10 protein-coding genes are annotated in these 12,387 nt (G+C 66.7%); 6 read left to right on the forward strand and 4 right to left on the reverse strand.

Going from position 1 to position 12,387, the window contains the following annotated elements; translation table 11 throughout:
- Positions 1-32: 32 nt before the first annotated feature.
- The 4 genes from ACLFQI_RS06755 to ACLFQI_RS06770 form a co-directional block, all read right to left on the reverse strand.
- Positions 33-1,568 (reverse strand): MFS transporter, encoded by a 1,536-nt coding sequence (locus tag ACLFQI_RS06755; RefSeq protein ID WP_410758141.1) that lies wholly within the window; start codon positions 1,566-1,568, stop codon positions 33-35.
- 54 nt (positions 1,569-1,622) lie between these two features.
- Complete coding sequence (locus ACLFQI_RS06760) at positions 1,623-2,540, reverse strand: sigma-54 interaction domain-containing protein (RefSeq protein ID WP_410758142.1); 918 nt, start codon at positions 2,538-2,540, stop codon at positions 1,623-1,625.
- A gap of 317 nt (positions 2,541-2,857) precedes the next feature.
- Positions 2,858-4,324 carry a glycosyl hydrolase family 57 gene (locus ACLFQI_RS06765; protein ID WP_410758143.1) on the reverse strand — a complete coding sequence of 489 codons (1,467 nt, stop codon included), beginning with the start codon at positions 4,322-4,324 and terminating at the stop codon, positions 2,858-2,860.
- Between the two features lie 87 nt (positions 4,325-4,411).
- On the reverse strand, positions 4,412-5,737 hold the full coding sequence (locus tag ACLFQI_RS06770) for a glycoside hydrolase family 57 (RefSeq protein WP_410758144.1): 1,326 nt from the start codon (positions 5,735-5,737) through the stop codon (positions 4,412-4,414).
- 180 nt (positions 5,738-5,917) lie between these two features.
- Here ACLFQI_RS06770 and ACLFQI_RS06775 point away from each other — a divergent pair, with 180 nt between their 5' ends.
- The 6 genes from ACLFQI_RS06775 to mobA all read left to right on the forward strand — a co-directional run bounded on the left by ACLFQI_RS06775 (position 5,918) and on the right by mobA (position 11,894).
- Positions 5,918-6,154: a hypothetical protein gene (locus ACLFQI_RS06775; RefSeq protein ID WP_410758145.1), complete on the forward strand. Its 237-nt coding sequence runs from the start codon at positions 5,918-5,920 to the stop codon at positions 6,152-6,154.
- Between the two features lie 5 nt (positions 6,155-6,159).
- Entirely contained in the window at positions 6,160-6,876 is a 717-nt protein-coding gene (locus tag ACLFQI_RS06780) for an ABC transporter ATP-binding protein (RefSeq protein ID WP_410758146.1), read from the forward strand.
- 64 nt (positions 6,877-6,940) lie between these two features.
- A complete protein-coding gene (locus ACLFQI_RS06785; protein WP_410758147.1) occupies positions 6,941-9,490 on the forward strand; it encodes an FtsX-like permease family protein in 2,550 nt (849 codons plus the stop codon).
- Positions 9,491-9,706: 216 nt separating this feature from the next.
- Entirely contained in the window at positions 9,707-10,282 is a 576-nt protein-coding gene (locus tag ACLFQI_RS06790) for a DUF2934 domain-containing protein (protein WP_410758148.1), read from the forward strand.
- Positions 10,283-10,429: 147 nt separating this feature from the next.
- Positions 10,430-11,041, forward strand: a complete 612-nt coding sequence (gene pdxH / locus ACLFQI_RS06795; protein WP_410758150.1) for a pyridoxamine 5'-phosphate oxidase — start codon at positions 10,430-10,432, stop codon at positions 11,039-11,041.
- The gene (gene mobA / locus ACLFQI_RS06800; RefSeq protein WP_410758149.1) at positions 11,007-11,894 is read left to right on the forward strand and encodes a molybdenum cofactor guanylyltransferase; all 888 of its coding nucleotides are present in this window, start codon (positions 11,007-11,009) and stop codon (positions 11,892-11,894) included. Before pdxH ends, mobA begins: the two co-directional genes overlap by 35 nt.
- Positions 11,895-12,387: the final 493 nt, after the last annotated feature.

A 12,387-nucleotide genomic window follows, 5' to 3' on the forward strand; every position in this document is an offset into this window, starting at 1 on the left:
GACCCCGACCGCGTTTGATCGTTCACCGGCCTTCAGGCAGGGGCGCTTCTACCGGGCCCCTGGCCGCGCCGGTCGCGATGCAGTTGAAGACTGACGTGCGTGGTCCGCGGAACGATGATGAAACCCCGCTTCGGCCACAGCACGCCTTCACCGCGGAAGCCTAAGCGAACCAGCCCGAACAGTACCAGCATCCCGAACGTCGCCGAGATATAGACGAAGAGTCCTTGAGTGCCTAACAGGCGCATCGACGCACTGGCGAGTAAGGGGCCAAGTGCGGCTCCGGCTCCATAAATCAGCACCAAACGGCTTGCAACCGCTACAACCTCGCCCTCAGCGATGCGGTCGTTCACATGCGCGATGCTGATGGAGTAGATTGGAATCGCGAAACCGCCGAAGACGAAGCCAGCACCAAGTAGCGCCGCGCTCGGTCGTTCCTCTAAAACGACGATCGTGAGGGCTGCCAATGCCGCAATCAGGCCTGCAAAGATGATCACGAGGCGACGGTCAATCTTGTCCGACAGCCGTCCTAGCGGCCAGGTAAAGGCAAGCGCTCCGGACATCGTGATCGCCATGAACAGGGCGATGCCCTCGTCCTCGAAACCGACGCGCGTGGCAAAAACGGGTCCCATGCCCCAAAACGCGCTCATGGCTGTGCCCACGACAAAGGCACCCGCGAAGCCCAGCGGCGACAAGTCAAGGAGTCGCTTCATCGACACCCGATCGGCAGCCACCTTGCCCGGAACGCCGGCACGCGTCAGCGTAATCGGAACCAGCGCCAACGAGAGCAGGATCGAGGTCGCAGCGAAGAGCATGAAGCTTTCTGTCGGCGCCAGCGTTAGAAGCGACTGGCTTGCAACGTATCCGAGTACCAGTATGAAATTATAGAGTCCCAGTATTCGCCCACGCTGGTCACGTTCAGCCGAGGCATTGAGCCAGCTCTCGATGACGACCACCAGACCGGCATAGCAGACCCCGAAGAGCAGGCGAAACAGGAACCAGACGGCCGGGGCAATGATCAGAGGATAGGCGATGGCCAAAGCAGAGCAGATCGAGGCAAGCGCGGCGAAGGCGCGGATATGGCCCACTGCCTCGATGAGACGGGAGGCGTACGAAGAGCCTACGGCGAAGCCAAAGAAATACGCCGACATGATCCAACCGATCGTCACAGAGGACATGCCCTCGCCCACCGCGCGCACGCTGACTAGGGTTCCGCTGAGGCCATTGCCGATAACCAGCATTGCCACGGCGATAAACAGGGCGGACAACTTGATCAGTGGTGAGCCCGATACAGGCGATTGTGGTTCGTCGACTGGTCGATCCGCTTGGCGAATCCCGTTCATGTGCGTCGTCCTGCTCTTTGTAGGATCGCATTCCGGCCTGCGCGGACTATTCAAGCAGCGCCCGAGGTTCGATCGCGGCAGGTTCGAAGCAGCGTTGCAGCCGCGGCCGCAGTGACGGCCGGCACCGCCCGAGCCATCGCGGATCGAGAACGACTCCAGCAGCACCGGAAAGCGCCATTCTAGCACCCCGAAGTCGATGAGACGCGCGTTGGTCATCTGGGTGTGCACGGCACTATCGCGAGGCAAGGCGGCCAAATTGGCCGTGATGGCCGATCTCTGCGGTCAGCTGGCGTTCAGCTTGCGCCGCAGCGTGCGCTCGCCGATCCCGAGCAGTTTGGCGGCACGGCTGCGGTTGTAGTCGGCGGCCTTGAGCGCGGCATCGATCAGCAGCCATTCGGCCTCGGCGAGGGTGGTGCCGACCGGGATGAATACGCCGTCGACCACGCCGGAGCGCTCGCGTCCCCGCTGCGGCAGGAGCTGATACACCGAGGCGGCCGATAGCTCAGGGGCCTCCTCCGGCAGGCGCACGGCGAGCCGTGCCATCAGGTTGCGCAATTCACGCACGTTGCCGGGCCAGTCGTAACGGGCAAGCAGTTGTGCGGCCTCGTCTGTCAGCCTCGGCATCGGCGCTTGCCACCCCATGTCCTGCAGGCCGTTGTGGAGGAAATGCTCGGCCAATAGCGGGATGTCGATGCGCCGCTCGCGCAGCGGCGGCAGCTCTAATGGCAAGACGTTGAGCCGATACAACAGGTCTTCGCGGAACAGACCCGAGGCGAGACGCTCGTCGAGGGCGCGATGGGTCGCCGCGACGACCCGGACATCCACCGCGACGGGTGCCTCGCCGCCGATGCGATGGACCGCCCGTTCCTCCAGAACCCGCAGCAGCGAGACCTGGGCCTGGGGCGGCATCTCCCCGATCTCGTCGAGGAAGATCGTGCCTTGATGCGCCTGCTCGAAGCGGCCGCGGTGGCGGCGCACGGCGCCGGTGAAGGCGCCCTTTTCGTAGCCGAATAGCTCGGCTTCCAGCATGCTGTCTGGAATGGCGCCGCAGTTCACCGGCACGAAGGGGCCTTGGCTGCGCGGGCCGAGGCCGTGCAGGGCGCGGGCGACCAGCTCCTTGCCGGTGCCCGTCTCGCCTTGGATCAGCACCGGCTCACGGCTGCGCGCGAAGCGCGGCACATCGGCCAGGGCCGTTTCCATGCTCGAATCGCGGCAGGTCAGCCAAGGTCGCAGGCGTTCGCATACCCGACAGGGCTCGTTAGGATCGCCCCCTTCAAACGTCGATGAGGCCATGGTGCAGCGGAGTCAGGGCATCCTGAGAGACGATCTCGTCGCGCGATCGGCTGACGTTGCCCCTTGTCGAGGCGCTCCGAAGCCCTCCCGTCGACTTGCGGCTGGATGACACGCCAGAAGGCCGTGCACGCGTGAGGTCTTGCCCACGCGACATGCTCAGGCGTGCCTTGGCGTCTTGACGTGCCCATTGTGTCATCTAGAAGGGGGCGGCGGGTCCGTATCGATCACCCGAAATCGTGCTTGACGATCTCCATCACCCGCCGGCAGATCTCGCGGCCGTAATCGGTCCACTGGCCTTGGCCCCAATAGCGATAGCAGCTGGTCTGCGAGGCCATGAGGTGAAAGAGCGCGTTGCGATAGTTCGGATCATCGGTCGGGGTCTTCGGCTTCAGCACCTTCTCGTGGAAGGCTGAGCTGGCCTCTTCCATCGGTCCGAGCACATTGTCGTAGCCCTTGACCCAGGACAGATCGTTGGTCCAGCTGGCGCCGTCCATGTGGAACTGGTGGTCGGACTGCTTCAGCTCCTCGATGACCTGAGCCAGCTTCTCCGGACCGTCGCCGGGCTGCATCTGCCCCCAGATCTTGCCCTGCTGCACGGGGCGGATCTCGGTGAAATCGCTCTCGTCGATGCCGAGCGCGAACAGCTGCTCCAGATACTCGCTGCCATTCATCAGCGGCACGTCGGAGCCTGAGGCCTGACGCACCACCTCGAAGAACTTATCTGGAAACTCGTTCATCATCACGCCGCCGTTCTCGCCGTCGGCGATCTGCGTCACCAGCGGCGGCACCTGCTTGCCGGCCAGCTCCCAGCGCTCCAGCCCCTGCGCCTCGTACCAGGGCTGCATCTGCGCGACCAGCTTGGTGTCCGAGCCCTGCGTCTTGACCAGCGCGATGATGCTCGCGGTCTCTCCCTTGGAGTTGGTACAGACCAGCCGATGCGGCAGGTGCGGGCGTTGCGGATGTGAGCCATTGTCGACCTGCTCGACGCTGTGCTCCTGCACCAGCACCCATTGATAACCACAATCGTTCAGGGTCTTGACGAACTCGTAGGCGACATCGGGATGGTTCGGCAGGGCCATCTCCGACGGCGAGAAGCCGCGCACCCGCTCCAGCGCATCCAGTCCGAACAGCGCCGCGAAATGGTGCTGGAAGGCCCGTACATGCAGCCGATAGTCCTGCACCGGCGTCGAGGGTGCCACGGCATGACCCCAAGGCATGCCCAGCCACTCCACAGCCCAGTTGTAATCGGGGTTCATGGTGATGCCCTTGAGCGCATCGAGCACATGGTCCTCGCCCATCTGGCGCAAGCCATGGAGCAGTGTGCCCGAGTACTCCAGCATCACCCGCGGCGACTTGCCCTCATGGATCAGCTGCGGGATGAACTCGCCGATGCGTTTGTAGCACCAGACGAAGGCCGGCGCGTTGTAGTTATCGCCGATGTCCTGGTGGTCCATCATGTACTTGAGGTTGCTGATGATGGTGGCGGTCTGCAGATCGTCGCCGCCAGCCGGGATCAGCGGCTGATGCTGATGCAGCGCGATGGCGCAGGCGGCGCGGATCGAGCCGAAGTCAACCGCGCCGGGAGACTGCGCGAGCGACTGGTCCTTGCCGGCTTGCATCGCCTGTTCGATGGTGGATTCCTGGCCGCAGATGTTGGGCAGGCCGTCGATGTGTTCGGGAAGATGAGACATGTGAGCGGACTCCGGGTGGGGTTGGGATTTAAGGTGATGTGTCTGGTTTGCCCGTCGGCATCGACCAGCACGGCGACGATTGGCGATTCATCTCGGCTGGCGATCCAGCTCGGCATCGATCTGGTCAAGGCACTGTTCCGCCACCGCGAGATCGGCGGTGGCGCGATCGCACCAGGCCTCGCCCCAGAACAGATTGCAGCTCGTCTCGGCCCGGAGAAGACGCCACTGGGCATCGTCGAGCCGCTGCCGCAGTGACGCCGGGAGCACATCGATGACGGGCGCCGACTCGGCCGAGTCTCGCGGCTCGGTCGACTCGGGTTGCGGCGCCGGGCGCTCACCTTGGGCGACCTTGGCAGCGCCGACAACCGGCGCGGTCGCGCCCAGGGCGGTCTCCTCGGTGCCAGCGGCGCTGGACTGCCCGAGCCAGCCGTGCAACCGCTTGCTGACCCTATCGTAACGGGCGATCACAGCGCGCTGCGTTTGCGAGCCGGTCCACTGGGTGAAGCCGGTGCCGTGATGCCAGCCGGTGTTCCAGGCGCCAGTGGCCACGCGCACCTCGCCCTGCGCGCCATGGGTATCGAGATAGTCATGGATGAAGGTCGGGCGCAGCTCGGCGCGACCCGCCCGGATCCGATCCAGCAGCGGCCGGTAGAACGCCGACCAGTAGTTGGCGCCGTCGGTGACGTTGCGGAACCAGCCGCCGTTCTCGCCATCGGTGGCCGTGGTGACCAGCGGTGCAAAGTCACACCAGCGCGTGCGCTCAGCGACCTCGTTGACGAACCAGTCCGGGTCCATGCCCGATTCCTGCGCATCGGACAGCTCGCGGTCGCGTACCACGACGATGATCTCGTCGTCGCCGTAACGGGCAATATGTGGCCGGTAGCGCAGCTCCTGCCAGCTCATCGGCATCAGCGGCTCGACATGCTCGCTATCGACCAGCACATAGCGATAGCCGAACTGGCGCAGCAGCGGGATCAGTTCCATCGAGAAGCCCATCTCCGGCGGCCAGAAGCCATCGAAGCGCGCGCGCCAAAAGAGGTGCCGCGCGATGCCCTGCCAGCGCCGCAGATGCTCGGGGCGATCGGCGGGCGGGATCAGCGGGAGCACCGGATGGTAGTAGCCGGTGCCGAGAATGTCGAAGATCCGCTGGTTTTGCAGGAACCAGAGCAGCTTGCCGCAATCGACGATGCCGTAGACGCGGGCCTGGAAATCCGGGTTCGAGAGGGTTTCCAGCAGGGTGCCGGAAAGCGACAGATGCACCCGCGCCAGGTCTTCCTGGCCCCAGAGACTGCGCGGCATGCGATCGAGCGCGAACAGGATCTCCTGCGCCTCCCAGGTCTGTTCGTCGAGCAGATGCTCGAGGTTACCCGGGGGTTGATGCAGGTTCAGGACCAGGGCGTGATGGGCGTGCATCGGGGCTTGATCTCCAACAGGAGGAACGACTGCGCCCGATGATAGCGGATCGACGGCGTCTGTCACCGCCGAATGCGCATGACCGTCCATGCTCGCCGCATCGCGGCGCTTGATCTTGAGGGTCAAGCACGCGACATTGAGTTGGAACCAGGCGCGTTTGGCCCTTCGAGACTCACCGCAATGCCACAGATCATCATCGATCCCGACTCGACCTCGCTCGCCGAGCGCTTCGCCTTGATCAAGGCCCCCAGCAAGCGCAGAGCCCGTTTTCCGGAGGGCTGCGTGACCCTGGTCGAGACTGAAGCCGCAGCCCGCGCCGGACGCGACCAGGCCAGGAAACTCGAGCCGGCGGTCGTCTATGGCCCCTCGTCCTCCTCCGAGGGCCAGCGTCTGTATTATCTCCTGCGTTGGCTCTGACCCCGATGGATTACGCGCACCGCGATCGGCCCCCGATCCTCGCCGTCACGAATCTCGGGAAATCCTATGCCGAGGGCCTGCAACGACGCACCGTGCTGGCCGACATCGACTTCACCGTCGACCGTGGCGAATGTATCGCCTTGATCGGCCAAAGCGGCTCCGGCAAATCCACCCTGCTCAATCTGCTCGCCGGCATCGACAAGCCCGACACCGGCGATGTCGAGATCATGGGCCGCAGCATCGCCGCCATGGGCGAACCCGAACTGACCCTGCTGCGGCGCGCGCACATCGGCTTCATCTATCAGTTCTTCAATCTGATCCCGACCCTGACGCTGGCCGAGAACATCGGCCTGCCGCTCGAACTCAATCGCACGCCGGCCCGCGAGCGCCGCGAGCGGGTCGGCGCCTGGCTGGCCCGGGTCGGGCTCGATGGTCGCGAGGCGGCCTTTCCCGATGAACTCTCCGGCGGCGAGCAGCAGCGCGTCGCCATCGCGCGCGCGCTGATCCACGATCCGGCACTGGTGCTGGCCGATGAGCCGACCGGCAACCTCGATGCCCGCACCGGCCAGGTCGTGCTCGACCTCCTCGCCCATCTGTTCCGCGACGAGGGGCGCACCCTGATCCTGGTCACCCATAGCCGCAAGGTCTCCGCGATCGCCGATCGTATCCTCGCGCTCGACAACGGTCGCCTGACCACCGCGAGCGAGGCGCTCTCCTGGTGAGGCTCGCCCAGCTCCGTCAGCGGCGCGCGCAACGCCTCGGCTGCGGCCGCGATCGGTTCCGCGCATGCTGACTCCGGCCCTGCTCAAGGCCAGCCGGCGCTACCTCGCGCGCCATCGCTGGCAGACCTGGCTCTCGATCGCCGGCATCGCGCTCGGGGTCGCCGTGGTCATCGCCGTCGATCTCGCCAACGCAAGCGCCAAGCGCGGCTTTCAGCGCTCGCTCGAACAGGTCACCGGCCCCGCGACGCATCAGATACTCGCCGCCAGCGGCGCCATCCCGGAGACCCTCTACGCCGAATGGCGACTCGAACAGGGGATCGCCAAGGCGACGCCGGTGATCGACGCGCCGGTGCGGATCGGCGAACGCAGCCTGACCCTGCTCGGCATGGATCTGCTCGCCGCCGCCGCGATGCGCCCGGAGCTGAGCATGAGTCTTGGCCGCTCGGACGGCGCCGCTGCCAGCACGGACGGCCTCCTCGGCCTGCTGCGTCTGCTCCGCGACCCCGCCACCCTGGCGCTGAGCCGCGACGATGCCGAGCGCCTCGACCTGCGCCCGGGCGATCGGTTCGCACTCGATCTTGGTGCCGACAAGGTCACCATGACCCTGGCCGCCATCCTGCCCGAGCAGGCCGGCCTCAGCGGGCTCGCGCTCACCGACATCGCCACCGCGCAAGAGGTGCTCGGGCGCCTCGGCGAGATCGAGCGCATCGACCTGATCCTGACCGACGCCGAGGCCGAACGCGTCGCCGCTGTCTTGCCCGCCGGCATCCGCCTCGAGCCCGCCGCGCAGCGCAGCAATGCACTGGCCCAGATGACCCGCGCCTTCCACACCAACCTGACCGCGATGAGCCTGCTGGCGATGCTGGTCGGCGCCTTCATCGTCTACAACACCATGACCTTCGCCGTGCTCCAACGCCGGCCGCTGCTCGGCACCCTGCGTATGCTCGGCACCACGCGCGCTCAGCTGTTCGCGCTGGTGCTCGGCGAGACCCTGATCCTGGCACTCATCGGCGCCGTGCTCGGCGTGTTGCTCGGCATCGCCGTCGGCGCCGGGCTGGTGCAGCTCGTCACCCGCACCATCAATGACGTCTACTTCCAGCTCAGTGTCCGCAGCCTGCACCTCGCGCCGCTCTCCTTGCTCAAGGGCGCCGGTCTCGGCATCGGCGTGACGCTGCTCGCCGCCCTCGGCCCCGCCCTCGAGGCCGCGCGCTCGCAACCGCGCGATGTCATCCGCCGCACGCGCGTCGAAGGTCAGGTCCGCCGGCTCCTGCCCTGGCTCGCCATCGGCGGCGGGCTGCTGATCATTGGCGGAATCGCGCTCATCGGCCTCTCGGCGCGTTCGATGGGCCTCGGTTTCCTCGCGCTGTTCCTGGTCATCGTGGGCAGCGCCCTGCTCATGCCGCTCGCCTTGCACGGTTTCGCGACCCTGACCACGCCGCTGTTCGGGCGTCTGTTCGGCACCCAAGGCCGACTCGCCGCGCGCGGCATCACCGCTTCCATCACCCGCTCCGGCCTGGCCGTGGCCGCGCTCGCCGTAGCGGTTTCCGCCACCCTTGGCGTCAGCATCATGATCGGCAGCTTTCGCGCCAGCGTCTCCGATTGGCTCGCCAACACCCTGACCAGCGACCTCTACATCGCCGCCGAGTCCAGCGGCGGCGCCGGTCGCGGCGGCGACCTGCCAGCGGAACTGGGCGCGCAACTGCTCGCATTGCCCCAGGTGAGCGCCATCAGCCAGGGCCGCAGCGCCCGCATCGAGACCCGCGCCGGCCCGGTGCGCATGCTCGCGCTCGAATCCAGCACCGGCCAGCCGCGCGGCTTCGACTTCCAAGGCCCGACGGCGAACCAGCTCTGGCCGCGTTGGCATGCCGGCGAGCTGTTGCTGATCTCGCAACCGCTCGCCTACCGCCGCCAGCTTGAGGTCGGCGACAGCCTCGAGCTGTTCACCGCCCGCGGCTGGCAGCGCTTCGAGATCGGCGCCATCTTCCAGGACTACGGCAGCGACAGCGGCACCCTGATCCTGCCGCGCCCGATCTACGCCGAACGCTGGGATGATCCGGCCATCTCCTCCTTCGGCCTGATGCTGAGCGAGGATGCCGATGACGAGGCCGTCAGCCGAGCGGTCGAAACGCGCCTCGCCGAACTCGACATCGCCTCCAGCGTCCAGACCAACCGCGCCATCCGCGCACGCTCACTGGAGATCTTCGACCAGACCTTCACCATCACCAAGGTGCTGCGCCTGCTCGCCATCGGCGTCGCCTTCGTCGGCATCCTCAGCGCGCTGATGGCGCTCGAACTCGAGCGCGCCCGCGACTATGCCGTGCTGCGCGCCACCGGCATGACCCGCAGCCAGTTGCGGGCGCTGATCCTGATCCAGACCTCGGCGATGGGGCTTGCCGCCGGCCTGCTCGCGATCCCGCTCGGCCTGGCGATGGGCGACCTGCTGATCAGCGTCATCAACCTGCGCTCCTTCGGCTGGACCATGCCGATGCGAGTCGAGCCGCCAACCCTGTTCTCCGGGTTGCTGCTGGCCTGGCTCGCCGCCGTGCTCGCCGGCCTCTACCCGGCCCAGCGCGCCGCCAAGGCCGTTCCCGCCCGCGCCCTCAGAGAGGAATGAGGCTCATGGGGCGAAACCTGTGGTGCCGCTCCCAGGAACTCGACCTCACCGCTTGCGGGACGAGCGCATTCCGCCAGGCCAGAGGGTCTACCGATCACACATCTCGCCGCCTGAGCCGAATGATCGCTTCGGCAACACGCTTCGATTGACCAGAAAGGTCGTGTATTCTCTGCAAGCATCGCATCTCAACACAGTTTCCGGAGGCGAGTGAACGACATGGCTGAAGACAAGCGCGGCGTCACCAAGAAGACCACCGCGAAGGCCGCTGCGGCCGCCGACAAACCGGTCACCAAGAAGACCGGTAGCAAGAAGGCGGCGGCCAAGAAGACGGCCTCGACCAAGACCGGCGGCACGACGACGACCCCCAGCGCCTCCAGGAAAAAGGCGACCAAAAAGGCAACCGCGAACAGCGCCGCCGCGAGTCCCGGCACGCCAGCCGGCAGCCCGGGTAGCGCCAGCGCTCGCAGTGCACCGGTGACCAAGAAGACGACGACCAAGAAGGCCGCCGCTTCCAAGGCCGCGCCTGCCGCGAACCCGGCTCCGGTTCCGGCGTCCGCGCCGCCGACCCCTCCGGCACCGCCCGCGTCGACGCAGGCACCCAAGGCCCGCGAGGAGCGCCCGGTGACCCTCAAGCCAGTGACCGAGGTCACGCCCGAGGAACGCCGCCGCATGATCGAGGAAGCCGCCTACTACATCGCCGAAAAGCGTGGCTTCGCGCCCGGCGACGATGCCGCCGACTGGGCCGCCGCCGAGGCCGAGATCGACGAGCGACTCCGCAAGGGCGGCCAATAAACGCTCGCTCGCAGCCCCCGCTAGCCAACCAATATAAGAGCGATCCGAGCACGACCCGAGACTGGACAGAGCACGCCGCCGACAATGGAATATCTCGCGACACCAGAGCACACCAACATCGATCCCGCCGCCTTCCGTGCCCAGGCCATGGAGCGCGGACTCGCCCGCGATGAACTGGATGCGGACCCGATCGTTCAGTTCCAGCGCTGGTATCAGGACAGCCTCGCGACCCAGATCCCGGAGCCGAACGCGATGTCCCTGGCCACCGTCGACGCCCAGGGCCAGCCGAGCCTGCGCACCGTCCTGCTCAAGCTCTATGACGCCCGGGGCTTTGTCTTCTTCACCAATTACCAAAGCGCCAAGGCCCAGCAGATCGACGCAAACAACCAGGTCGCGCTGCTCTTCCCTTGGGTGGCACTGGCGCGGCAGGTCAGCATCCTCGGCCGCGCCGAGCGGATTCCAACGCGCGAGTCGCTGCGTTACTTCGTCACCCGCGGCCGTGGCAGCCGCATCGGCGCCTGGGCCTCGCCCCAGAGTCAGGTCATCGGCTCGCGCGCGTTGCTTGAGCAGCAGGTGGCCCAGATCAAACAGCGCTTTCGCGACGGCGAGATCCCGCTACCGGACTTCTGGGGCGGTTACCGCGTCATCCCGACCCGCATCGAATTCTGGCAAGGTCGCGACCGCCGTCTGCACGATCGCTTCCGCTATCGCCGAGAAGCGCCCGATGCGCCCTGGCAGATCGAGCGACTCGCGCCCTGAGCGCTGTTGCGCCGATCAGGTCGTCGGCCTCATCCTCGCCGGCGGCGCCGGACGGCGCATGGGGGGCGTCGACAAGGGCCTGGTCGAACTCGCCGGCCGGCCGCTGGCGCAGTGGGTTGCCGAAGCGCTACGGCCTCAGGTCGCACAGCTGCTGATCAGTGCCAACCGTCACCGCGAGGACTATGCCAGGCTCGGCTGTCCGGTCTTGAGCGATCGTTCCATCGGCGATTTGAGCGCACCGGCAGGCGATCGCCAACCCCCCTCCGCAGCTGAGCCCGACGCAAGGCTCAAGGCGAGACAGGATGTCGCCCATCGGTCCGATCCGTCGGCCGCCGGGACCACTGATCCGTCGCACCAAGAGCCGCCATTCCAAGGTCCGCTCGCCGGCATCGCCACGGCCCTTGACCTGATCGCGACATGGCCGCAAGAGCGATCCCCGGCCCGGCTTCCAGCTCAGGCCCAAGCCCAGGCCCAAGCCCAGACCCGTCTCGCTGACCAGATGCAGCGCGACCCCGCAGCGGCCCCCGGCTGGCTCCTGGTTTCACCCTGCGACACCCCGCTGATTCCGCACAACCTCGGCGCGCGCCTCGCCACCGCGCTCGCCGCCAGCCAGGCGCGCATCGCCATCGCCGCCGACCAAGAGCGCAGTCAGCCTTTGCACGCCTTGATCCCTGTCGACAGCGGCGCCGACCTTGGCGTCTACCTGCGCGGCGGTGGGCGCAGCGTCCTGGGTTGGCTCGCCCGTCATCGGGTCGCTATCGCCACCTTTGAGCAAATCCCGAGTCCTTTCCTCAATCTCAACCGACCCGAAGACGCTCGCAGGATTCAGGCACAGCTCGGCCTTGGCCCGTGACGCCAAGGCTCGAAGCGTTTCCAAGCCCCCGCGACCTGCTCGTCCAGGCCCTGCAGCAAGGCCCGCTCGCGGTCATCGAAAACGGCGATGCGCGCGGAGCCGATCACCTCGTCGCCATCGGCGATGCAGAACCAGAGCCGCTTGCCCTGCGCGATCTCCTCACTAGCCAGCGCAGGATGGGCCGCGTTCGGTGAAAGAGACGCAGCTCCGACTTGATCGCGTCCGGAACCCGCTCCCCGTCCCCATTGTTGAAGGCGCCCGCGTGCGCGCGGGTGATTCGACCGCGCAAGTCCTCAAGGCGCTGAATCGGGCTGTCGGACCGCGTGAAGAACAGCCCGTGATACTGCCGCTGACCTTTGCGCCAGACCAACAGCTGCAGGTCGATGCGGCCGGTCCGGCGCTGTAGCTTGAAGGTCGCATCCTGAGGCTCATTGCAGCATCAGTGCGGATTCAAACCGCGTTCATGGCGCTCTTGGCAGAGCGTGCATCGACG

This window comes from Halochromatium sp. (assembly GCF_046541315.1).
Classification (GTDB): Bacteria; Pseudomonadota; Gammaproteobacteria; order Chromatiales; family Chromatiaceae; genus Lamprobacter.